Source organism: Lactobacillus hominis DSM 23910 = CRBIP 24.179 (assembly GCF_000296835.1).
GTDB classification, from domain to species: Bacteria; Bacillota; Bacilli; order Lactobacillales; family Lactobacillaceae; genus Lactobacillus; species Lactobacillus hominis.
In genome coordinates this window covers 62,706-87,143 of the sequence record NZ_CAKE01000025.1, presented here as the reverse complement: position 1 = coordinate 87,143, position 24,438 = coordinate 62,706, and the positions used below count along the sequence as shown (strand labels likewise).

24 protein-coding genes are annotated in these 24,438 nt (G+C 34.4%); 21 read left to right on the top strand and 3 right to left on the bottom strand.

Annotated elements, in window-relative coordinates:
* Positions 1-2: 2 nt before the first annotated feature.
* A complete protein-coding gene (locus BN55_RS08290; protein ID WP_008471666.1) occupies positions 3-1,046 on the bottom strand; it encodes a GntR family transcriptional regulator in 1,044 nt (347 codons plus the stop codon).
* Positions 1,047-1,171: 125 nt separating this feature from the next.
* On the opposite strand from BN55_RS08290, the gene BN55_RS08285 reads away from it, so the two are divergent.
* From BN55_RS08285 to BN55_RS08275, 3 genes are read left to right on the top strand one after another with little or no spacing between them, the layout of a single operon-like run.
* Positions 1,172-2,452, top strand: coding sequence for a glycoside hydrolase family 125 protein (locus BN55_RS08285; RefSeq protein WP_008471665.1), 1,281 nt, complete (start codon positions 1,172-1,174; stop codon positions 2,450-2,452).
* Positions 2,453-2,474: 22 nt separating this feature from the next.
* Positions 2,475-5,147, top strand: coding sequence for an alpha-mannosidase (locus BN55_RS08280; RefSeq protein WP_008471664.1), 2,673 nt, complete (start codon positions 2,475-2,477; stop codon positions 5,145-5,147).
* A 16-nt stretch (positions 5,148-5,163) separates the two neighbouring features.
* Positions 5,164-6,951, top strand: a complete 1,788-nt coding sequence (locus BN55_RS08275; RefSeq protein WP_008471662.1) for a family 20 glycosylhydrolase — start codon at positions 5,164-5,166, stop codon at positions 6,949-6,951.
* 163 nt (positions 6,952-7,114) lie between these two features.
* Here the strand turns inward: BN55_RS08275 and BN55_RS10050 are convergent, their stop codons facing one another.
* The gene (locus BN55_RS10050; RefSeq protein WP_008471660.1) at positions 7,115-7,252 is read right to left on the bottom strand and encodes a hypothetical protein; all 138 of its coding nucleotides are present in this window, start codon (positions 7,250-7,252) and stop codon (positions 7,115-7,117) included.
* Between the two features lie 385 nt (positions 7,253-7,637).
* Between BN55_RS10050 and BN55_RS08270 the strand changes: the two genes are divergently transcribed.
* The 15 genes from BN55_RS08270 to BN55_RS08200 all read left to right on the top strand — a co-directional run bounded on the left by BN55_RS08270 (position 7,638) and on the right by BN55_RS08200 (position 20,886).
* Positions 7,638-8,330 carry a hypothetical protein gene (locus BN55_RS08270; RefSeq protein ID WP_008471659.1) on the top strand — a complete coding sequence of 231 codons (693 nt, stop codon included), beginning with the start codon at positions 7,638-7,640 and terminating at the stop codon, positions 8,328-8,330.
* A gap of 33 nt (positions 8,331-8,363) precedes the next feature.
* Complete coding sequence (locus BN55_RS08265; protein ID WP_008471658.1) at positions 8,364-8,657, top strand: hypothetical protein; 294 nt, start codon at positions 8,364-8,366, stop codon at positions 8,655-8,657.
* Positions 8,658-8,954: 297 nt separating this feature from the next.
* Positions 8,955-9,896 carry an ABC transporter permease gene (locus BN55_RS08260; protein WP_008471657.1) on the top strand — a complete coding sequence of 314 codons (942 nt, stop codon included), beginning with the start codon at positions 8,955-8,957 and terminating at the stop codon, positions 9,894-9,896.
* Positions 9,897-9,908: 12 nt separating this feature from the next.
* The gene (locus tag BN55_RS08255; protein WP_008471656.1) at positions 9,909-10,829 is read left to right on the top strand and encodes a carbohydrate ABC transporter permease; all 921 of its coding nucleotides are present in this window, start codon (positions 9,909-9,911) and stop codon (positions 10,827-10,829) included.
* Between the two features lie 21 nt (positions 10,830-10,850).
* A complete protein-coding gene (locus tag BN55_RS08250; protein ID WP_008471654.1) occupies positions 10,851-12,311 on the top strand; it encodes an ABC transporter substrate-binding protein in 1,461 nt (486 codons plus the stop codon).
* A gap of 118 nt (positions 12,312-12,429) precedes the next feature.
* Positions 12,430-13,041, top strand: a complete 612-nt coding sequence (locus tag BN55_RS08245; RefSeq protein ID WP_008471653.1) for a YesL family protein — start codon at positions 12,430-12,432, stop codon at positions 13,039-13,041.
* On the top strand, positions 13,041-14,708 hold the full coding sequence (locus BN55_RS09630; protein ID WP_050999553.1) for a sensor histidine kinase: 1,668 nt from the start codon (positions 13,041-13,043) through the stop codon (positions 14,706-14,708). Before BN55_RS08245 ends, BN55_RS09630 begins: the two co-directional genes overlap by 1 nt.
* Positions 14,709-14,717: 9 nt before the next feature.
* Positions 14,718-16,124 carry a response regulator transcription factor gene (locus BN55_RS08235; protein ID WP_008471651.1) on the top strand — a complete coding sequence of 469 codons (1,407 nt, stop codon included), beginning with the start codon at positions 14,718-14,720 and terminating at the stop codon, positions 16,122-16,124.
* An 8-nt stretch (positions 16,125-16,132) separates the two neighbouring features.
* Complete coding sequence (locus tag BN55_RS08230) at positions 16,133-16,957, top strand: helix-turn-helix domain-containing protein (protein WP_008471650.1); 825 nt, start codon at positions 16,133-16,135, stop codon at positions 16,955-16,957.
* A gap of 104 nt (positions 16,958-17,061) precedes the next feature.
* Positions 17,062-18,165, top strand: coding sequence for an ABC transporter ATP-binding protein (locus BN55_RS08225; RefSeq protein WP_008471648.1), 1,104 nt, complete (start codon positions 17,062-17,064; stop codon positions 18,163-18,165).
* A 19-nt stretch (positions 18,166-18,184) separates the two neighbouring features.
* Positions 18,185-18,361: a hypothetical protein gene (locus BN55_RS10045; RefSeq protein ID WP_008471646.1), complete on the top strand. Its 177-nt coding sequence runs from the start codon at positions 18,185-18,187 to the stop codon at positions 18,359-18,361.
* A 149-nt stretch (positions 18,362-18,510) separates the two neighbouring features.
* Positions 18,511-18,846 carry a hypothetical protein gene (locus tag BN55_RS08220; protein ID WP_008471644.1) on the top strand — a complete coding sequence of 112 codons (336 nt, stop codon included), beginning with the start codon at positions 18,511-18,513 and terminating at the stop codon, positions 18,844-18,846.
* Between the two features lie 38 nt (positions 18,847-18,884).
* Positions 18,885-19,160: a helix-turn-helix domain-containing protein gene (locus BN55_RS08215; RefSeq protein ID WP_008471642.1), complete on the top strand. Its 276-nt coding sequence runs from the start codon at positions 18,885-18,887 to the stop codon at positions 19,158-19,160.
* A gap of 178 nt (positions 19,161-19,338) precedes the next feature.
* Entirely contained in the window at positions 19,339-20,187 is an 849-nt protein-coding gene (locus BN55_RS08210; RefSeq protein ID WP_008471641.1) for a helix-turn-helix domain-containing protein, read from the top strand.
* 459 nt (positions 20,188-20,646) lie between these two features.
* A complete protein-coding gene (locus BN55_RS08200; protein WP_008471639.1) occupies positions 20,647-20,886 on the top strand; it encodes a hypothetical protein in 240 nt (79 codons plus the stop codon).
* Between the two features lie 343 nt (positions 20,887-21,229).
* Here BN55_RS08200 and BN55_RS08195 read toward each other — a convergent pair whose 3' ends face one another.
* Positions 21,230-22,636 carry a C69 family dipeptidase gene (locus tag BN55_RS08195; protein WP_008471638.1) on the bottom strand — a complete coding sequence of 469 codons (1,407 nt, stop codon included), beginning with the start codon at positions 22,634-22,636 and terminating at the stop codon, positions 21,230-21,232.
* A 107-nt stretch (positions 22,637-22,743) separates the two neighbouring features.
* On the opposite strand from BN55_RS08195, the gene BN55_RS08190 reads away from it, so the two are divergent.
* From BN55_RS08190 to BN55_RS08180, 3 genes are all read left to right on the top strand, one after another.
* Positions 22,744-22,986, top strand: a complete 243-nt coding sequence (locus BN55_RS08190; protein WP_008471637.1) for a hypothetical protein — start codon at positions 22,744-22,746, stop codon at positions 22,984-22,986.
* A 141-nt stretch (positions 22,987-23,127) separates the two neighbouring features.
* Positions 23,128-23,751 carry a TetR/AcrR family transcriptional regulator gene (locus BN55_RS08185; protein WP_008471636.1) on the top strand — a complete coding sequence of 208 codons (624 nt, stop codon included), beginning with the start codon at positions 23,128-23,130 and terminating at the stop codon, positions 23,749-23,751.
* Between the two features lie 140 nt (positions 23,752-23,891).
* Positions 23,892-24,425 (top strand): NADPH-dependent FMN reductase, encoded by a 534-nt coding sequence (locus tag BN55_RS08180; protein ID WP_008471635.1) that lies wholly within the window; start codon positions 23,892-23,894, stop codon positions 24,423-24,425.
* Positions 24,426-24,438 lie beyond the last annotated feature (13 nt).

The window sequence follows — 24,438 nt, the reverse complement described above, 5'->3', positions numbered from 1 at the left end:
TTTTATTTCCTTTCAGTAGATTCGCGTTTAATTAGCCTTACATCAACCATTATTTGTTTATCAAAAAGTAGGTTTGGGTCGTTGATCTGGCGCAAAAGTAAATTAATTGCATTAGCACCTAATTTGTTGAAGTCTTGGCCAATGCTGCTTAATTTTGGCAACGACAGTTGCGTAATTGATAGATTATCAAAGCCCATTAGAGCTACTTGCTGCGGCACTTTGATATTTTGACTTTGCAATGAATTTAATAAACGAAAGGCAGTGACATCGTTTTCTGCCAAAATGGCATCTATTTTTTCTTTTTGAATAAAAGCGGTAAGATTTTCTTCTTTGATATTTTTTAATTTCAAATACAAATCAATGGGGTCAAAGTGTTTAACTTGATATTTTCTTAATGCCTTTATATATCCGGCAAACCTATCTGCAGTTGAGCCATTAAAATCACTCATAAAGTCCGTAGCGCCATAGAAAGCAATTTTTTTGCGTTTATTTTGAAGTAAGTGTTTGGTAGCTAAAAATCCTCCGCCCACGTTGTCGCTGATCACGCTTGGAATAATCGAATGGGCAATTGTTTGATCCAGTAAAACTAAAGGAAACTTAGCTAGGTAAATCTTAAGCAGTCGCGGGATATCATTATGCAAATTTTGTGGATAATAGATGGCCCCAGCATAATTTTCTTTTAGTTGGTCAATATTTAATTTAAAAAATTCGTCGTTAGTGATTGATAGCAATTTCCAAGTAGTATCTTTTAAAATATCTTGAATACCTGCTATATAATTGCCTAGATCTTGATTGCCAGAAAAAGGTAAAACTAATAATAATTGTCGATTAGTTAGATTGCCATGTTCTTTCACAAAACTGCCACGACCTTGAATCCGATAAATTAAACCTTCTTTTGCTAATTCATTTAGAGCTCTTTTAGCAGTAATGCGGCTAACATTATATTTAATAGTCAGAGCTTTTTCACTTGGGACAGCATCGTTTGGTGCAATCACGCGGCGCAAAATTTGCTTTTTTAAGTCCTCATATATCTCTAAATACTTCACCCAATCGCCTCACTTGGTATATCGATAAATACCTACTTTTAGGCATTGTTTCCGCTTTCAATGCTAATTTAAGCAAAATAAATGATATATTTCAAGTAGAGAAATATATCAAGGAGGAAGTAAGCATGAAAGAGATTCCCGCATGCGTTGAAAATTTAACTGAGGAAGTTAAAAAAATGTGTGGCTCTGAGCATAAACAATGGGCCCAAGTATTTGAAAAAACTTTTTCCGATACGATTACGAATGCTTTAGTTGAAGATGAAAATGGAATATTTGTTTTAACTGGAGATATTCCAGCTATGTGGCAAAGAGATTCTACCGCTCAAGTTAGACCATATTTAATTGCAGCTCAAAAAGATAAAAAGACTGCTGACTTAATCAAAGAAGTTCTAAAGCGGCAATTCTTTAATATGAATATTGATACTTATGCAAATGCCTTTAACCAAATTGCAAATAATAAGGGGCACCAAAGCGACAAGACTAAGATGAGCCCGTGGATTTGGGAGAGAAAGTATGAAATTGATTCTTTAGCTTATCCAATTAATTTAGCTTACTTATATTGGAAAAACACTGACGATACTTCAATTTTTGATGAAAGTTTTATCAATGCAACGCATAAAGCAGTTGAAACTTGGCAGACTGAGCAGCACCATAATCAATCTGATTATACTTTTGAAAGATTTATCGACCGTCCAGAAGATACGCTGATAAATAATGGACGCGGTAGCGAGGTAGCCTTTACTGGCATGACATGGTGCGGCTTTAGACCAAGCGATGACGCCTGCGTTTATAATTATTCAATTCCGGAAAACATGTTTGCGCATAAGGTATTGCTGCAACTAGCTGAAATATATCAAGATGTCTTGCATGATAAAGATTTTGCAGTTGAATGTCAGAATTTGGCTGATGAAATTTTGGTTGGCATTAAGCAATACGGCGTGATCAAAGACCAAGATGGCAATGATATTTATGCTTTTGAAGTTGATGGCTTAGGACACCACTTATTTATGGATGATGCCAATGTACCGAACTTGATTAGCTTACCTTATTTAGGATTAGTAGATAAAGACGATCCAATTTATCAAAATACTCGTCGCGCATCTTTAAGTAAGCAAAACAAATACTATTACACAGGAAAATATGCTTCAGGCATTGGCTCTCCTCATACGCCAGAAGGTTATATTTGGCCAATTGCTTTGGCAATTGAAGGGATGACGACTGACTCGCAAGATGAAAAAGAGCAGCTGTTAAATACCTTGGTTAATACAACTAATAACACGCAAATGATGCATGAAGGTTTTGATCCGAATGATCCAAGCAAGTTTACGCGACCATGGTTTTCTTGGGCAAATATGATGTTTTGTGAGTTAGTTTTAGATTATTTTGGCTTGAAAATTAAGCAATAGTTTTTAGTTAAAGGAAAAAATCATGAAGAAAAAACGAGTATTTATTATTTCGCATAGTCACTGGGACCGTGAATGGTATATGAGCTTTGAAGAACATCATATGCGTTTAGTTAAGCTAATTGATGACTTGCTTTATTTGTTCAAACATGATCCTAAATTCAATAGTTTTCACTTGGATGGTCAAGATATTATCTTAGATGACTATCTGGCCGTTCGCCCTGAAAAACGCGATGAGATTCGCCACTGGGTGCAAGCAGGAAAACTAAGAGTGGGACCATTTTATATTTTGCAAGATGACTTTTTAATTAGTCCTGAATCAAATGTCAGAAATACGCAATATGGGATGCAAAAAGCGCGCCAATATGGTCATGCACCGGTTCCTGTAGGGTATTTTCCTGATACTTTTGGCAATATGGGGCAAGCTCCGCAAATTATGAAATTAGCTGGCCTTGATACGGTGGCTTTTGGACGTGGAGTGACGCCAACAGGTTTAAATAATAAAGTGGGTTTTGGTAAATTCGACTCCACTTATTCAGAAATGTGGTGGCAAGGAGCAAATAAAGACAAGGTCTTAGGAATTTTATTTGCCAATTGGTATTCTAATGCCAATGAAATCCCAGTTGATGAAAGAAAAGCCAAAAAGTTCTGGGATCAAAAACTAGCTGATGCGGAAAAATTTGCTTCAACTGATGATTTGTTAATGATGAATGGCGTCGACCACCAGCCAGTGCAAATGGATTTAACTAATGCCATTGCCGTAGCTAATAAACTTTATCCAGATTATGAATTTATTCACTCTAATTTTGAAGACTATATCAAAGCATTAAAGAAAGATTTGCCTAAAGATTTATCAACTATTTCTGGCGAATTAACTTCGCAAGATACTGATGGCTGGTATACGTTAGCTAATACGGCTTCGAGTCGCATTTATATGAAGCAAAAAAACACGGCAATGGAGCGCTTGTTAGAAGATAAGGTTGAACCGATTTATTTATTAAATCGTAAAATTGAAAAAACAGATCAAGATCGCTTAGATTATGCCTGGCATGAATTATTGAGAAACCATCCTCATGATAGCATTAGCGGCAGCGGCGTTGATGAAGTCCACCGCGGGATGATGAATCGCTATGAAAAAGTTAAGCAGGTCGGACGCTACTTAGCAAATGCGGGTTTAGATAGTTTGGCAAAGAAAATAAATACAAGCACTTTACCAAAAACTGCCCGCGCTTTTTTAGTAATTAATCCAGCTGATGATGATAAAAAAGATGAAGTCAAAGTCCAAATAGAAGTTCATAGAGAATTATTTGCTGGCAATACCCCAGATGGCGCCTATAGGAAATGTGAGAAATATTTACAAGAAAATCCTAACTATCAGTTATTCGATGCTTACGGCAAGCCCGTTTCTTATCGCATAGTTAAAAAGTTTGTTCGTTTCGGCTATGAATTACCTGAAAGAACTTTCAGAATTCCATATATGGCTTCTTATGTAGAAGTGGCCTTTAGCCCTAAAATGAAGGCTAATTCGTGGCAGACATTTTACTTAGATAATATCGAGCAAGATCATGGCGTGGTTGTAAAGAAAGACAGTAAGAATTTGTTAGCTAATGATTATTTGAGCGCTGAAGTTGCAACAAATGGCGAAATTAAGATTTTTGATCAAAACCATAAATTAAATAGCCGTATGCAAATCGTTGACACTGGCGACATTGGCAATGAGTATATCTATAAGCAATCCGGCGATGGTAAAAAGATCATCTTTGATACACCAATTACTAATTTAAAGCGTGAAAGCTTAATTGATGGTGAAAAATTAAGTTTTGATCAAGCTATCCCACTGCCAGTAAGTGCTGATGAGTTGCTTAAAAAAGAGCAAGAAGAGGTTATTGATGTCACTCATCGTCATGCTGGACGCAGTAAAGAATTGCGCGAATTTAAGGTTCATGTGGAATTAACTTTAATGAATGAATCAAAGAATTTAGCAATTAAGATTAGCGGCAATAACCAAATTAAAGATCACCGCCTGCAAGCTATCTTTAAGACGGATATTGAATGCGAAACTCACAGCGCTGATTCTATTTTTGAAGTTGCAGTTAGAAATAATAAAGTTGGCAAGAATTGGAAGAATCCTGAAAATCCGCAGCACCAGCAATGCTTTGTTTCGGTTCATAAAGATGGTAGCGGCATTGTAGTCGGCAACTTCGGTCTGAATGAATATGAAGTAAGTCCAGACGGAAAAGATATTGCTGTCACTCTGCTTCGCTGCGTTGGAGAAATGGGCGATTGGGGGTATTTCCCAACCAAAGATTCTCAATGCCAAGGCGACTTTACTGCTAACTTATCAGTTGCTCCAACTGATGGTAGTAAGCCTGTCCAAATAGCAGCTTATAAAAAAGCGCAAGCTGATCAAGTTAAGTTAATTACTAAGCAAGTAAAACACCAACTAGGTGAATACGATTTAAATAAGCAATATTTAAAGATTGATAATCCAGCCTTTAGCGTTACAGCTACTAAAGTTACGCCTGAAGGAAAGATGTTTGTGCGTGGCTACAACTTAACCAATGAAAGGCAAGATGTGCACATCACTTTATTTGATAAGAAGCCAAGTAAGATAGTCGATTTACATGAAAATGATTTAGGCATTGATGTAGATAAGCCATTAGCTGGCGCTGAAATTAGAACTTACGAGTTTGAATGAAAGTCTAGGTTTTAAAATGGATAAAAAATTTGCTCTGCAGGAGCTAAATAAGTTTAGAAAAACTGGCGATATAAGTGATTATCACTTTAGTTTTGCTAAAAAAGATTCAGGATATAGTATTTCAAAAAAAGAAAACGATATTAAGATTGCTGCTAATACAAATGCTGATTTGCTTAGAGCGTACAATTATGCGCTAGGGCTGGTCAATGAACAAAAAGATCAAGAAGTCAACGTCACAGCTAACTTTGATCAAGTAATTGCGATGATTGATCTAGCGCGCAATGCCGTCTTATCTGTAAAAACATTAAAGAGTGAAATTTGTCGTTTGGCTGGCTTAGGTTATACGGAGATTTGGCTTTATCTAGAAGATGAGTTCGAAATTCCAGATGAACCTTATTTTGGCTTAAGTCGCGGACGCTATAGTCAAGACCAGCTTCATGAATTGGCGCTTTACAGCGATAAGCTAGGCGTTGATTTAGTGCCAGCAATTCAAACGCTAGGCCATTTGAAGAACGTCTTTAAGTGGCAACATTATAACAATACAATTGCTGATACTGACAATAATTTATACCCTGGCAAAAAAGAAGTTAGAGATTTTGTCGAAAAAGAATTAAAAGCAGCGACTGCGCCATTTTTAACTAATAAGATTCATATTGGAATGGATGAGGCTTATTCAATTGGGCTAGGCAAGTATTATTTTGACCATAAAGATCAAGTAATTAACCAAGAAGAATTGATTAAAGAGCATGCCCAGATGGTTTTTGATTTATGTAAAAAGCTAGAGTTAAAACCAATGATGTGGAGTGATATGTGGTTTGAAATCGGCAGTCCAACAAATATGATGTATGATCCAAAAGCTAAATTAGATCAATTTAAGGTTGATCCTGAAATAGGGCAAGTTTACTGGGACTATTACTCTACTGACAAGAGCCACTATTTGCCAGTAATGAAGAAGCATTTTGAATTAACAGACAATGTTTACTTTGCTGGCGGAATATGGACTTGGGGACGTTTGGCTCCAAATCAAAGCAAAATGAAAGCATCGATTAAAGCAGGACTTGAAGCAGCTAAGGCAGTTGGAATTAAAAAAGTCGCTGCGACTGCTTGGCGCGACGATAGCGCTGAGACGCCATTTGCTGCATCTTATTTGGGCTGGCAGGTATTTTCTGAATATCAATATTTAGATGAGCCAACCGAAGCTGATTTTGAGCAGGACTTTAGATTGCTTCAAAACGAAGACTATCAGAGCTATTTGCTGTTAGATAATTTTGATAACTTTAGAGCTGTAGTAAATGAGAAAGACATGATTCCAAGCAAGTTGCTACTTTATGAAGACTTAATTCAGCCAAGATTTTATCAAAACTTCAAGAAAGTTCAGCTGACTGATTATTATCATGAATTAGCAGAGAGTTTGTCTGATGCAATTCCTTCAGAAAACTCGGCCTTGATGTTTGATTATTATATTCAGCTAGCTGCAGTATTGAGTGAGAAAGTTCAGCTGTTGAATGACTTGTCGCGAAAACGTGCAAAGCAAGAAGAACTTGAAGATTATAAGGATAGTTTGCAAAAATTAGCTAAAATTCGCCGGATGCTTTGGTTTAGAGAAAACAAGGCAAGTGGGTCAGAAATCATGGATATTCGCTTTGGCGGGATGATCGAACGCATTAAGACGGTAGAATATTTGCTTAGTCAAGGAACTTATCAAATGGAGATTCCTGAAGTTGAAATGGATAAGCATATTGATGATGACTTTGGCAATGCGAGATATTTTGAAATTGTCAGTCCTAGTGATATTTCTTGGTAGAGTTGAATCTTTAATTTGTAGATTTATTAAAGTAGGTTGTAGTTTTTATACATTGCAAAAACTACTTTGAGAATATATAATTGTAAAAGAAAAGGGGCTAGCGAGTGTCAGTCACTAGTCCCAATCGTAACTCGATATGATGAAGAGATGCTAACCTTTGCGGTTAGCTTTTTTTATTATCGCGTAAGCGTGAGCCAAACGAATGGCAAAAATGCCAAGTTGACGTAGCAAGATGCTTATCGCAACTATCCATGGTAGCATTAAGCCGACCAAGTCTCCCATCTATCCAATAATTGTGCATGACGATCGCCTCCATAACTCTAAAATACTTGAGGGGTGTGGTCATACAAAGTTACTAAGCTAACGTGAGCGTCCTCACGAATTACAGCCTGTAAATATTTTACCTGAAAATCAATTTTAAAACCGTATATAATCAAAAATTTATCATGACTATTTAATTAATCTACTTGTGAAAAAAGAGAAAACTATCAATATATCAATGTCCTAACTTAATGACATTGTAAAAATAGACTATAACCTCTTTTTCTATGTAATAAATACTGTCAATAAAATATCGTAGAGATCCACAACAGAAATATTTATTAACTTAAAATAAATTGATTTCATCAAATGTAAACGATTACAATGCAAATATAGGCTACTTGTAAAGATACGGAGGATGCAATATGAAAAATAAAAAATGCATCTCAATATTATTAATTATTTTAACCATCATCACTTTGCAAGGATGCAAGAATGAAGAAAAGAGTTCTGAGGTCCGCGATCCCTTGCAAGCAAGTAAAGTAATCGATTATGTAAATAAATATGGCTTGATTGAAGATAAAAAAGCTTGGAATAAGGTATTAAAAGATACAGATAACGGCAAAGATATTACGAGCTACGAAGAACTAAATCGAGCAGTCCGAGTTGCCAATCATCATGCCTCAATAGATAAAACTGGCTTAAAAACGTGGGAGAATATGCCAACGATGTTTACGGATAAAAAGCATAATTTAAAGATAATAAATCTGCCGTCTACTTATCCGTCTTCAAATCCAAAAAGCAAAAGATATAAAACTTCGAGTACTAACTATATGACTAAGGCAAAATCTTTAATTAAGCAAGTTCCAGCCAATCAGCCTTTAATTCTTAACTTGGCAAATAATGTTGGCGGCGATCCTTATGAAATGATTGGCGCAGTAGCTGATTATATCCCAAATGGCTTGCTTTGGAGCGAAATTCCAAAGCGTGGATCAACAACTACTGTTAGTCTGACTTCTAAATCGATTGCCATAAAAACAAGTAAAAAAGTGAAGAAAGTTCCAATTTTACGTCATAGTTTTAAGCAAAGAAAAATTTATGTGATTATTAACGAATAAACAGCTAGTGCTGCAGAGTTTACACTGCTGGCTTTGAAGAAAAATAGGCAAGTAGTTACTGTAGGCCACTCAACTGCAGGTGATATTAGCGTTAATGGTGGTTTGTTTTTTGGTAAAAACAAGAGGAGCAGCGCAATTATACCGATTGCTTGGGTAAGAACACCTATAAAGATTAATGGTAAGGATAAATTTGATAGTGAGCCACTAGCGCCTGATATTATGATTAATTATCCGCCTGTCAGCGATCGCTCTATGAAGCAAGAACCAATTGATGAAGATTTCCTTGATGAATTGAGTGAAAAAACAAATAACTTTCAAAATAACTAAAATTCTTTTCGATGTTTAATTTGTGTAGATCTTTAATTTGATCATTAAGATATACAGATTAAAGATTGATATTTGAATTTTTAAATATAAAAAGTAATTTAGAATAGAAGCTAATCCCTTAGTATGAGTAGTAATCAAGGAAAATAATCTTTTAGAAGAGTAATTCAAAATGAATTACTCTTTTTTCTATATAAAACAAGAAATCTTTAATTTGTATATGTTTTAATCAAATTTAGTAATTTCTTTCTAATGAAAGCGCAATCATAATAAATACTGTAAAGAAAGGAGGTTGGTGATATGGTTAAAAAGAAAAAGAGCTTTTGGCAGAAGTTGAAAGATAACCGGGTATATCTATTATTAGTGGCACCTGGTACATTATTTCTGATTATATTCTTCTACATTCCAGTTTTGGCAAACGTAGTTGCGTTTCAGAACTTCCAATATTCTGATCAAGGCTTTATCTATAGTTTGCTTCATAGTCCATGGGTTGGCTTTAAAAACTTTGAGTTCTTCTTTAAGTCGGCAGACTTCTGGATTGTATTGAGAAACACATTAGGCTATAACTTGGCGTTCTTATTCTTAAACTTCTTCTTTGCAATATTCTTCGGTATTGTAATGAGTCAATTGAGAAATAGAAAGCTTTTAAAAGTATATCAAACCTCAATGCTGTTTCCTTACTTCCTATCTTGGGCAGTGTTAGCATTCTTCATTTATGCATTCTTGAGTCCAGATAAAGGAATCGTTAACCACATTATTCAATCCATGGGAGGAAAGCCAATAGACTTTTACAACACGCCATCAATATGGCCAGGTTTATTGATTTTCCTAGGAGTTTGGAAAGGAATCGGTTATAACAGTATTTTGTACTTTGCGACTGCGATGGGAATTAACCCCGAGTACTACGATGCTGCAATGATCGACGGAGCAAACAAATGGGAACAGATTAAAAATGTAACTTTACCAGCTATTTTACCTGTTGCTACTTTGATGTTGATTTTAAATATTGGTGGGATTTTCAGAAGTGACTTCGGTCTGTTCTACTTAATTCCACGAAATTCAGGAACATTAATTAATGTTTCTCAGACTTTCGATACCTACATTTATCGTGCATTGACTACGACTAATGATATCGGAATGTCAACTGCCGCAGGTTTACTCCAGTCCGTTGTCGGAATGTTATTAATCATTATCACCAACATGATTGTTCGTAAGAAACAACCAGACGCGGCTTTGTTCTAGGAGGCGAGTTGAATGAGAAAAAAGAAGCATATTAGTGCTGTTGACATTAGAAGCTTCAGTAAAGGACCAAATATATTTTTCAATATTCTGCTTGCAATCTTAGCTTTAAGCTGTGTGTTACCGTTCTTCTTCATCATTGTTCTTTCTTTAACTAAGGAAAGCGATATTACTACTTATGGCTATCAATTCTGGCCAAAGCATTGGACATTTGCTAGTTATGAATATTTAGGAAAAATGGGAGGTCAGGTTCTAGAAAGTTTCGGAGTTTCAATCTTTGTTACTGTTATAGGTACTTTAATGAACAGTTTATTTAGTTCAACTTATGCCTATGCTATTTCTAGACGCGACTTTGCATTTGCAAGATTTTTTACTATTTTTGCTTTAGTTTCAATGCTTTTCACACCAGGAATGGTTCCAACATATTTGGTTGTTACTCAGATGTTGGGCTTAAAAGACAATGTTTGGGCTTTGATTTTGCCAGCATGTTTTGGTGTTTATAATGTTTTGATTATGAGAACATTCTTTAAGACATCAATTCCTGAAGCTATTCTTGAGTCTGCAAGAGTAGACGGAGCTGGTGAAATTAAGATTTTTGCTGATATTGTTGTACCAATGGCAATTCCAGGTATTGCAACGATTAGTTTGTTTACCTGTTTGAGCTATTGGAATGATTGGTTCAATGCAATGCTTTACATGACCAACACTAAGATGATTCCATTGCAATATTTGTTAGTTCAAATTTCTAATAATATTCAATATATGAGTCAAACAATTTCTGCTGGTGGTTCAGCATTGGCAGCTGGCCAAACTCTTCCTAGCGAAGGAATGAGATTCGCTATCGTAGTTGTAGCTACGCTGCCAATTGCATTAACATACCCATTCTTCCAAAAGTACTTTGTTAAGGGTATGACAATCGGAGGAGTTAAAGGATAAATAAACGAGGAGGTTTATGTAATGAAAAAATGGGCAAAACTTTTAACTGGTGCTGCTGCATTAGTTGGGATAACCACTCTATTAACTGGATGTGGCAATAAAGGTGCAAGCGATGGTAAGACAGTTGTTTCAATGTATATGCCAGGCGATAAACCTAAGAACTATACGCAATTAATTAATAAGGCTAATAAGGAAATCCAAAAGAAGCATCCAAATATTGAACTTTCAATGAAGTTTATTGGTTGGGGAGACTACGAAAAGAAGTACAACGTTATGGTAACTTCCGGCGATGACTATGATTTAGCCTTTGCTCAAAATTATGCTTCTAATGCACAAAAAGGTGCATATGAAGATATGACCCCATTAATTAAGAAATATGCTAAAACTGCTTATAACAAGGTAGATCCTGCATATTGGAAAGGCGTAACTGTAAATGGTAAGATTTACGGCTTCCCTGTAAATGGTAATGTTTACGCTACCAATGGTATTACCTTTAATCAAGCATTCTTAGATAAATACAATATTAAACCAGGCGATGTGAAGACATATGCTGATATGGAACCAGCTTTAAAGGCATTTCATGCTAAGAATAAAGGTGTAGCTGCATTTGCTATTGGTCAAGGATTTAAAGCAAGTCCAGCTGCGATGGAATTCCCACTGGGTAATGGTCTTCCATTTGCTATTGATTCAACAGGTAAGAGTACAAAAGTATTTAACGCATATGACACTGATGAAATGAAGTCAATTTTGAATACTTTGCACCATTACTACAAAGAAGGCTACATTCCTAAGGATGCTGCAACTTCAAGTACTCAATATAACTTGAATGAAAACACTTGGTTTACTCGTCAAGAAACTCAAGGACCTTTCGACTATGGTGATACTGCCCTTGAAAATGCTGCTGGTGGCAAGAAGATGGTAACTTACCCAATTACTAAGCCATTTAAGAGTGAAGCTCAAGCACAAGTTGCTATTTGGACTATTTCTAAGACTTCTAAGCATAAGAAAGAAGCTATGCAAGTTCTTAACATGCTTAACACCGACAAGACTTTGTTGAATAACATTGTTTGGGGTGTCCAAGGAACTCAATGGAACTTTACTAATAAGGCACAAGGTAAGATCAAGACTACTGATAAATATAAGCCTGGTACATTCGTTGCTGGCTGGATGATGGGTAACAATGACTTGCTTTACACTCAAAACACTATTACTCAAAAGCAAATTGATGAACGTAAGCAAAGCATCAAAGATGCTAAGGAGTCTAAGGGACTTGGCTTTACTCCAGATGTAACTAAGTACAAGACTGAAATTACTAACTGTTCTAACGTTATGAGTAAGTATCTAGACATCTTGAATACTGGTACGGCCGATCCAGAACCAACTATTAAGAAGATGGATAAAGAATTGAAGAATGCTGGTTATGACAAAGTTCAATCTGCTCTTCAAAAACAATATGATGCTTTCTTAGCAAAGAACAAGTAGTAAAGACACGATCATAAATTTATCCCCTTTAAAAATCGCCTGACCTGTAAGAGATCGAGCGGTTTTTTGTGATAATATGAAGTGTATAGGATAGATATATAGAAAAGGAGAAAGCAAAATGCTGGGAAGAATGACGCAAAGAGCTTTCGTTGCAATTTATGTGTTAATGATTTTAAATCTAGCCTTCTGGCTATTTTCATTAATTGGATTATTTATATTAGGAATTGGACCTGCGCTACGCACAATTACCGAAGTTTTTTTAAATCATAAATTTGAATATCACAACTATCATTTTAAAGAGATGTGGCAAATTTATAAAAAATACTTTTGGATTGCAAACGGCCATTTCTATTCTTTCTTTGGCATTGAACTTTTCTTATTCTATGATCTATATCTAACTTCTCAGATTAAAAATATGTGGATGCTTCCGGTAATCTTTTTGCTTGTTTTTGTGATGATTACTCTCACAGTTGTAGGCATTTATACTCTGATTATTGAAAGTACATTTGATGTTGAATTTAAAAATGCTGTAAAACTTGCATTTGTCGCTTTCTTTTCTGATTTTAAAGACTTATTGAAATTTATAGCTGGTTTAGTTGTTATAGGTGCTTTAACCAAATTTTGGCCAGGATTTTTATTGTTTTTAACAGTTTCAACAATCATTGTTTGGGGTGCTTTTTCATCTAAAAAATGGATTGGAGCAATTATTGATCAACTTGAGGCAGACTAATGAAAAATTTATCCCTTTACAAGTTGATGAAAATATTTATCGCTGTCTCTGCTGGCGTAATTTTATTGGCAGCTTCTTTTTATATTGCGACTGTTATAAATAATTTCACGAGTGAAAATGCACAAATCCAAACTACAGCTGCAAATAGAGTCTCAATTGAACTTCAAAAAAATATATTAATTACTAATAATGTTAGTGATTATGTGTCTGAAAATACTCAGAGAATAGATAATATTGAAAGCTATTTAAAGAATAATCCAAGTGAGTATGCCGAATATTGTTTAAATCATGAGCCTTATTTTAATTGGCCAGATACTAGTAAGGATTTCTTTATTAAGAATCCTACACTACAGAAAATTGAAATAAGACTAATGGATAGTAATAAAGAATTTCAAGCTACAACGCAAAATACTAGTGGACGTATTGTTAACACAAAAAGAAAAAATATTCATAATATGTTATATAGCTCAATTATTAATCCTCAGCAAGAAACGGTTGTGGGTGTGGTTGGAGCGCAATTTAATGATGACACTATCAAAGAAACTTTATCTCAATTAGAAAATACCCGTCATATGCAAGTCTGGGCTTTAACTGAAGATGATCGGCCAGTATTTCAATATTTCGATAAAAATGTGACACAAAAAGAAAAAGATCTTGTTAAAAAGGCGATTGATAGGAAACAAACTAAAAATATCCCTGGCTTTGTTGAAAATGTCCGTACAGTTGATAATGAGTACCGTATCTTAGTTTTATATGATAAACAAGCACTAAATCTAATCTTAATAAATAGAATTGCTGGTGTTATCGCCATCGCAGCGATCATATTATTTGCTTTATTTGTTAGCTTTATGGCAATTTTTGATCATTATCGCAAACAATTAAACTTGATTATTTCAACAACACATGCTGTCAGTGAAAATGATTCAGAAGCAAGAATTGATACGACCGATTCTCGCTTTGAAGATTTAACAATTTTATCAAACAGCATTAACCACATGCTGGATGAAATTAACAATAATATTAATACTATTTATAAATTAAGAATTGCTCAGCAAGAAGCGCATATGAAGTCTTTGCAAGCCCAAATTAGTCCGCACTTTATGGCTAATACCTTGGAATATATTCGTATGTCAGCTCTTGATATTGGTGCTAGCGACTTAGCTAAGGTTGTTTATAATTTTGCAGCCCTGCTTAGAAGTAATGTTAGTTCGCAGGTTCAAACAACTTTAAAAAAAGAAGCTAAGCTTGTCGGAAACTATGTTTACTTATATCAGGTCCGCTTTCCTGATAAACTTGCTTACCAAATTGTGATACCTAAAGAATTAGAGCAGGTAAAATTACCTAAATTTTCACTGCAGCCACTAGTAGAAAATTACTTTATTCATGGCGTTAACTTCGCTCAAAATAATAATGCTTTGGAAGTTAAGGCTTATTTAAAAGATAAGCGCGTAGTTATCGAAGTGATTGATAATGGTAAGCATTTAAACAGTCAAGAATTAGAAAAGATCAATAAGAAAATCAAGCAGCCGATTGTGAGCGATATGTCAATCGGTCTGCAAAATGTATATGCAAGAATGAAGAATTACACAAAGAATTTTGCAATGGAGATTAGTAACAATATTTACGGTGGAATAACTGTAAAGTTGTCGTTTGATTACGAAATTTAGGGGATAAATATGTATTCTTTAATGATTGTCGATGATGAATATATGATTCTCAGAGGGATGAGCAAGATCGTTGACTGGGAAGCGCTAGATGTCAAGATTGTAAAAGAAGAAAGAAGTCCACTTGAAGCTTTAGCTTATTTAAAAGAACATCCGGTTGATATCTTAATTTCAGATATGAATATGGATGAACTTGAAGGAACTAAGTTTTTGCCAATGGTGAAAAAGCTGCAGCCTGATATTCAAATTATTGTTCTATCTGGATATAACGATTTTGAATATGCCAAAATCAGTCTTGAGCAAGGAGTTATTGATTATTTAAATAAGCCGGTAGATCCTGACGAATTAGAAGAAGTAATTGAAAAAACTAAAGGCATTATTGATCGAGCTAAAAGACGTAAAGAAAATTCACAAATGGCCAAAAGCATGCGCATTAAAGATGTACTGAATGGACGCAATTCAATTGGTGAATTAGACGTTGATAATCATCAATATTATGTCATTGCTGCTTTAAATGCTGATCAAGACTTAGCAGATATCTTGCCTAGTCAAGAACATATTATTGGGACTTACACTAGCAATCATGATGTTTACATAATTTTTGCTAGTGACGAAACCGAATTGCGATTATTTGCTAACAAAATGCGCAAAAAAGAGATTACTGCTTTAATTAGTGAAACCGTATCAGAAGATGAAATTGCTAGCGTGGCAGCTCTTCTTGAAAAATATTTAACTTGGTTTCATTTTTACGGGCCAAGTAAGCAAGTGACGAGTTTGCATGATTTTTCTTATACTAAAAAGCCTCTCGACGTAGCCAAAATGAGCAATGATCTTGATTTTGAAGATATGCCAGTAGCGACATTTCGTCAAAAAATTACTAAAGATCTGGAATGCTTGCGCAGACACTGCAATGCTATTGAAGATGCTAAATATTATGCACGTTTAGTTTTGATGGCGATTTATGGTACAAATCAGTTAGTAGATGCTAATATTACTGATGCAGTGGCTAAGATTGAACATACGCCATCATGTAGTAAAGTTGCGGATTTATTGACTGATTTTTATACAAATTATCGCAAGAATGAACAAATTTACCCTGAGCCAATTAACTCAGTGGTCAAGATCATTAAACACCGCTATCAAGAGTCATTAACCTTGATCCAGGTGGCAGGCGAGCTGCACTTAAGTCCAGTTTATTTAGGTGCTTTATTTAAGAAAAACACCCAGGTCAGTTTTGCGCAGTATTTAAATGCACATCGCATTTCAAAATCAATTGAATTAATGCGTACAACAGATAAAGATATTAACGATATCGCTTTAGATTGTGGCTATCAAAACGCTAACTATTTCTTTAGAGTCTTTAAAAAGCAGACGAAGATGGCACCGAGTGAGTATAAGCGGATGATTAAGAAACATTAGGTGATAGGATGAAATTTCAAAAGTTAAAAGAATTTTTCCCAGACGCGCAAAAAAATATTTTTCCTAATAGCTATCAAGTAAAGCTTGAAGATGGTGATGCTTATTTAGATGAGGGTGATCTTACTGATAGAGAGAAAGTGTTGCTATCTCTTTTAACTAATAATCAAGTAATTAAGGTTAACTTATCTAATTGGCAACGATATTTATATGATCAAGGTCCTCAGCCTAAGCTTGAAAAGCATGTGCGCTTTTTATATTTAGAAGTTAAAGATCTAAAAAAAGAAAATCGCAAGCAGTGGCAAGACCAAATACTGTCATTTTTTAATAATCAGGTTGCTTGCTTTTGGCAAAATGACGAAAATCTAGTGATCGTTGATCAAGATTGCAGTTTAACGCAAAAAGATTTTGCTGGGATTTTGACGACCATGGACACTGACTTTTCCACAAAAACTCATTTGCTAATGGGGCTAGTTTGGCCTGAAAATGCGGATTTGGTAGCTTTATTTAAAGAAGAAGAGAAGATTAATGATTCTATTTCTTGGCAAAATAAAGTGATGACTATTATGCAAGCTGCACTAAATTTTTATACGCAGTTTAATCGTAATCGCAGCGTGATCATCAAAGCTTATCAAGAGTATTTTAAAGATAAAGATGACATTAAAGAACTGGTTACTAATCTGTATCAAGTCGGAGGCAATGTAACTCAAGCCGCTAAGAATATGTTTATCCATCGCAATACTTTGGAGTATCGCATTGATAAAATTGCTCAAAATTATTATTTAAATCTGCATCAAATGGATGACTTAGTATTTTGTTACTTGATTTTTGTATAAAGTGACAAAATTTAGCTTCAGTTTTCGTCACTTTTTAGTAAAAGCGCTTTCAATTAAAAGCTATGATTAACATGTAAAGATTTTAAAACACTAGAGGTAAGAAAATGGTTGAAGTAGATTTAAATCACATTTATAAAAAATATGACGGCAATGACAAGTATTCTGTAAATGATTTTGACTTACACATCAAAGACAAGGAATTTATTGTTTTCGTTGGACCATCTGGTTGTGGTAAGTCAACTACTTTAAGAATGATTGCCGGACTAGAAGATATTAGCGAAGGAACTTTGGAAATCGATCATAAGGTGATGAATGACGTTGCACCTAAAGACCGTGATATTGCCATGGTTTTCCAGAACTATGCTTTGTATCCACATATGACAATTTACGATAACATGGCCTTTGGTTTAAAATTGCGTCACTACAGTAAAGAAGATATTGATAAGCGTGTAAAAAAGGCTGCTGATATTTTAGGCTTGCAAGATTATCTAGATAAAAAGCCTTCAGAATTATCTGGTGGTCAACGTCAGCGTGTTGCTTTAGGACGTGCGATTGTACGTGATGCACCAATCTTCTTAATGGACGAACCTTTATCAAACCTAGATGCTAAATTGCGTGTTGTTATGCGTGCTGAAATTGCCAAGTTACACCAAAACTTAGGTACTACTACAATTTATGTTACTCACGACCAAACTGAAGCCATGACTTTAGCTGACCGAGTAGTTGTAATGTCAGTTGGTAAAGTTGAACAAATTGGTACGCCACTTGAGGTTTACAACAAGCCAAAGAATATGTTCGTTGCAGGATTCATCGGTTCACCACAAATGAACTTCTTTAACGTTCACTATAAAGATGGACGTATTAGCGACGGTAAAGGGTTAGATATTGAAATTCCTGAAGGTAAGGCAAAGGTCTTAGAAGATAAGGGTTATGCAGATAAGGACGTTGTCTTTGGTATTCGTCCAGAAGATATTCATGCCGAAGAAGCTTTCCTTGAAACTTGGCCAAACGCTACTATTAAATCTGAAGTTGTTGTTTCGGAACTTTTAGGTTCAACTATTCAACTTTACCAAAAAGTTGATGGAACCGAATTTGTAGCAATTGTAAACGCAAGAGATTATCATAAACCTGGAGACAAAGTTGAAATGGGCTTTGATGTTAACAAGGCACACTTCTTTGATAAGGAAACTACAAATGCAATCCGTTAGTAATGAAAGAAGTTAAAAAATGGCTGACTCAGAACTCCATATCAAGAAATTATTGTCAGAATTAAAATTCAAGTTTAAATGTCCAAAGTGTAAGGCAGTTTATGACGCTAAGTTCGGTAAAAACACTTGTCCTAATTGTCAAACCATCGTTCACTTAGAGCCAAAAAACGACTGGGGCAACTTGCACTATATGTAAACAATTGAATATTAAAAATTATCCCAATGATTTAGAAAGATCATTGGGATTTTTTAGTTAAAAAAGTTTGAATTTTTGTTGTCTTTATTTATATGAAGATAGCGATAAAACAATAATATTGCCAACTGGTTCGGCAAAGATTATTATTAATGCAAAATAGCTCTAAAGGTTTGAAAAACTTAGTCAAACTAATGAGGGGCGAGCAAGTTACTGGTGATAAATATTTTGATTATGCTCAAGAAAAGATTTTGAAAATTAATCAAGATCCACAAAGGCGGGTGCAAATTATGGACTATGAAACTAAGCTATTAGAAAGAGAGCAATTTGGAGAACGAGTTGCGACTGAGTTTGATTTGAAGAATTCATTGAAAAGATACATTGATTTAGGATTATCAAAGTCTCAAATTTTAAATATTTTGCTTGAAGATTATAGTGATACTTTAGGTGAAGAAGAAGTAAAGCTGCTTGTAAATAAGGCATTATAAGAGTGATTTGTTAATGGCAGATAAGCTGTTATGTTGATATGAGTAAAATTCAAAAATTTATCAAAAAAGATATTAAAAGACATCCAGAATTAAAGAAAGAATACGAGCAAGTAGACCTGAATTTAGATGTTGCAGTATCAGTTAGACAGATGCGTGAAGATTTAGGTATGACTCAAAAAGAATTCGCTAGATATGTTGGCAAGCCGCAATCTACAATTGGGAGAATTGAAGCAGGATTAATGAATGTTTCAATTGGCTTATTAAATGAAATTGCTAATGCCGCTCATCGTCAAGTGAAATTGGTACTAGTTTAATTGCAAAATTTGCAAATATGCAAAAAAGTAGGCGTGCAACGAGGCAGCTGATTACTTGCTGAAAAGACGTCGTGTAGGTGGTTATTAAACCACCTTTTTTATTTTTGCTCTTGTATCACTTAAATACTCTCATTAAAATAATTATTAAATTATTTTTAAAATAGTAGAGGTGATTTCTGTGACAATAGGAGATTTACTCAGAGAATATAGAGTTAACCAAAATAAAACCTTGCAAGAATTTGCAGCTAATATAATTGATCGATCTTACTATGGAAAAGTAGAAAGGAATATTCACCAAATTTCAGCAGAAAACTTAATTAATTTGCTTAAATACAATCAAATTGATGCTGCAGAATTTATTAAAGCTTTAGAACCAAATTATGAAAATTATCAAAGTCAGATTCAAATTCAAAGAAAGATAATGGAAGAAGCATATTATAAAGTAGATAAAGACAGACTGAAAAAAATTAAACTAATGGTTGCAGAGAGTAATTTATCTGAAAAAGATAAAGAAATTCAAAATTTGATTGCAGATGGCTTTTTAGAGTTGCTTAATTCGGATAAACCCAATCAGAAAATTAGAAATGAGATTAAACAGAAAATTTTTGAAATGCCTAAATTCAACAGTACTAAGTTTATGCTGTATTGCAATTCGATGCGTTTCTATAGTTTGGCTGATAACGAAGCAATTGTTCGAAAGATAATTGAAAGGTATCAAATCTGTGAATCTATAGTTGTTAAAAAATCTCTGCTTTCTTTAGTTATAAATATTCTGGTTTTTTCTATTGAAGAAAATAAGTTTGAAAACATTGATTTTTATATTAATTTTGCTGATAATGTTCCAACTACTCCTGATCTTTTCTTTTATAAAAGTGTTATGGTCTTTTTTACTTATTTCATTCAATATAAAAAGAATCAAGATACGTCTGCGTTGCAATATTGCGATGCTATAATAAAAAATTTCTGTCTTGTGGGTATGCCTGAGTATGGGGAAGAGCTACAAAAGTTTAAGGATAAATATAAATAATGTAATATTGGGTAAATACGCCCATTTTAATTTTTTTCACTCTTTTATAATTTACACTTAATATCAACAAAATAATTAACTGAAAGGAACGATTATATGAGTTTATTAGATGTAGTTATTATTATCGTTACTGGAAAATCAAAAAAGAAAAACAACCTATGGAAAATATAAAATTGATCAGTTATTCTTATGATGTAACACTAACTTTTACGCTATTAGCAGTACTAAATTTAATATCATGGCGGGGAAGCTTACCGTATCGTATGGTAACGGTGTTAATGAATGTAGTTGTTGGTGCGAGTATGGAGTATTTAGTTAATAGATATTCTGTTACAAAGAGAAAAACTTATTTAAAGGGGCTAGTAGCTTTGATATTACTGGTTACAAATATAGTCTGGATCGTAGTGACACTTTTTAATTAAAATATGTTTTTCTTCTAAAGATAGTAAGGAGTGCAGTGTGGTTGGAATGAATTTCATTAAATGGATATTAAGCTTAATAGCTATCAATGCAGTTGGATTAATATTGATAACAATCTATTCTGCCTATTATAGTTTTGGAACTATGATATTTGGTGTTCATACTGCAGCTGCAGTTAAAGACTTTTGGAATACTGAATTTTTAATGGGCACTATATTTCTTATTGGTGTTAACTCGCTGGCGATAATTACGGCAGTAGTTAGACATTTCAAAAAATAAATTATATTTGGTGGACAGCCTATGAAAATAATGCAATTAGTTCTATATTTCATCTGTTTAACATTAGTAATAGAATTATACAATTTCATGATTGCGACACATGTTACAAACATACTTTTAAATATTGTATTAAGTGCTATGTGTGGTGGATTTACTACTTTTATAATTTATAAATTTACTAAATAAGAAATGATGTAGTTATTATTATCGTTACTGGAAAATCAGAAAAGAGATCAAGAATAGTCTATAGATAAATATGGGCTGTTAAGCGATACAAAAAATAATAGTAAATATGCAAAAAGAGAATCCATGAATTGATTCTCTTTTTCTGTATATTGTATTTTTATAAATTTGGATCCATCTTAAAGCGCAATGGCGAATCAGCAGTTTGCATCGTAATTAATTGAGCGTTTAATTTTTGGAAGTTTTTAATAGCAGTGTCAGCTAATTCTTTGTTTGCTTTGTTAACCAGTTCAATTTCTTTATCAGCATCTTGTGCAATTAAAGTGTCATATTTAGTTCTAATCTTATTTAAAGCTAAGTTAGTTTGCTTTTGGGTGCTACTTAAATAAGTTGCATATTTGCTCCAAGAGCGGTCAACTAAGACGCTGGTAAGTTTAAATACCCAGTAAGCAGAGTTTGCAGAGTAGGTTTCCTTGCCATATTTAAACATTGTTGGGACCTTCGTACCTTGCGGATAAAATGGAATATAAACGCTTTGAGCAGCAACACCCATAGCTAACCAGTGAACCATATTTTCACCATTTAGCTGCAATAAATGCGATTCTTGAGTGGTTGCAACAGTGATTGGACGATAAGTTGCCTGATTTTTGTTTTTAGGATTAGTGAGATCATAAGGTGTATTGTTGTAGTGATCGCTTAAAACGCGTTGGGCATCTTGAATAGAAATTGGATGATCCGGCTTTCTGATAAATGGCAAGTTAAAGCTTTCAGGATCTTGCACTACTGAGGCAGTAAGAAGCTTTTGTCCGATCCAAACGCGTGGCGTGTTGTAAGCTAAGTCGGAATCATCATGCGTACCAAAGATTTCACGGAAATTAAAAGCTTTATTTTCTGGCCAAAGGTGGTGCGAGTAGACGAATTCTTGAATACCTTTTGAATATAAAAAGTTATCTGGGTCAGAAAAATCGATTTCTTGAATAGCAAGCTGATTAGCAACTACAGCATAAGAGTCATCTGGAATTCTTTGACTCACCCAGTGGTGGCCTGAACCGATTTCCAAATACCAGGCTTCGTTTTGATCTGCAAATAAAATACCATCGGCTTCAGCTGCGCCATATTTTTCAACAATTGCACCTAAACGTCTAACGCCTTCTTTAGCTGATTTGATATAAGGCAAGACAACACTAACCATGGCTTCTTCTAAGATGCCTTTTTCAGTATCGAAAGGATCAAAACTTTGAACGCGATCGTTAGCATAGGCGCTTTCTGTAGCGCTCATTGCGACATGATATTCATTAATGCCGTCTTCTTCAAAAACGCCGTATTTATCAGTCCATTCTGGCGTACTAGAGTAAGAAAAGACTTCGCTTGGAAGATCTATTTCAAACTTATTATCTTTTGATTTGAAGTGGTTATTTTCGATAATTTGGTGCTTATTAAAGGCAAGGTGCTTTGGCCAAGCGGTTTTAGCGTCTTCATTTCGTCCAATAATTACACTTTGATCAATAGTGGCGTTTTTGCCCACTAAGATAGAGGTACAAGATGAACGGCCGATTTTTGTTTGCATAGATTTCACTCTTTCTAATGATGTAATATAATTAATATTGTACAATGTGTTAAATGTAAAGTGTTAACTGTTATTTGTATAATTAATAAAAATAATGAGGTGTGCTTATGGCTGATATGCCCGAAAATAAAGAAATAAAATTAAGTACTGATTATGAAGATCATACTATTAATATGGAGTTTTCTGATAATTTAGTCGACGATCGTGAAAAAGGCTATATTTTATCTGCAGCATTCTTTGCATTTGCTGCAAGTCAAGGCTTAGACAAGCAAGAAGTTATTGAAATGGTAAATTCACATTATGACCAATTTACTGGTGATGATGGCGCCAGCTTGTTTAAACGTTTATAAAAAAAGCTAAAAATAAAACTTACCTCTATACTTTTGTTATTTTTTGGTATAATATTAGCTATGAAAGAAATAACACCTGTTGGGTAATTTTTAGGCGTTATTTCTGGATGATCTTCTATTTCATACAGTGAGGTTATAAAAGTGGCTAGGAAAAAAGAAATTGACAAGCAAAAGATTTTGGATGCAGCTTACAAGTTGGCAGTTCGTGATGGAATTGAAAGCTTAACTGCAAGAAATATTGCTAAGGCAGTACATTGTTCAACGCAACCAATTTACTTGGAATTTGCGAACATGACTGATTTACGTACACAAGTATTGAAGAGAATTACTGATGAACTCAGAAACAATACTTTGCAACAAAACTTTACTGGTGATCCATTGATCGACCTTGATTTATCTTACATTTACTTTGCTAAGGAACATGTGGGTTTGTTCCGCGCAATGTTTGTAGATGGTAAATTTGGTAGTCAAATGATTTCAGATACTTTAATGGATTTGGGAATCGATAAGTTCAAACAACAATTTGACGCATCTGAATTTTCAAATGAACGTATCCGTCATATCGTAATCACCAATTGGGTTTCAGCAACTGGTATTGCTGCTTTGCAAATTAATCAAATGGTTGACTTTAGTCAAGATCAAATGGTTAACGTCCTTGAAGCACAAATTCACGACGCTATGCTTAATGATCGTCTTACTAATACTGAAGAAAGTCCATTGTTTGCAGCAGACGAAGATGCTTCATTAGCAGAAAAGTTGGGCTAGTTTTTTAATTAGCAATTAAGACGCTACTTAGGTAGCGTCTTTTTTTGTCTAATTTAAGAAGTGATTTTGCAAGTTGAAATCAAGTTGTATAATTGATTGTGAACAGATTTTTTTAAAGAAGAAAAAGAAAGGTGAAATTTATGAAATTGCTTGCTATCGTGGGAAGTAATGCAGATCACTCATATAATCGTGATTTGTTACATTTTATCCAAAAACATTTTGAAAATAGATATGACATTGAATTGGCAGAAGTAAGAGATTTGCCAATGTTTAAGGAGGGGATGCAAGAGCCTGAAAGCGTAAAAAACTTGGCTCAAAAAGTTGCTGACGCTGATGCAGTATTGATTGCTACGCCAGAACAACAGCACTCAGTTCCTTCCGCATTAAAGAGTGCACTTGAATGGCTTTCTTCAGCTGAACACCCATTTGAGAACAAGCCAGTTGTAATCGTTGGTACTTCAGTTTTGCCACAAGGTTCATCTCGTGGTCAAAGTCATTTGAAGCTTGTTTTATCTTCTCCAGGATTCAGTGCCAAAGTATTTAACGGTGATGAATTTATGATGGGTACTGCTCCAAAGCAATTCGACGAAAATGGTGATTTACCAGAAGGAACAGTTAAGTTCTTGGATCACTTCTTTGACGAATTTGATGAATTTTACAATGAAGTTAAGTAAGAAAGGAAGATAA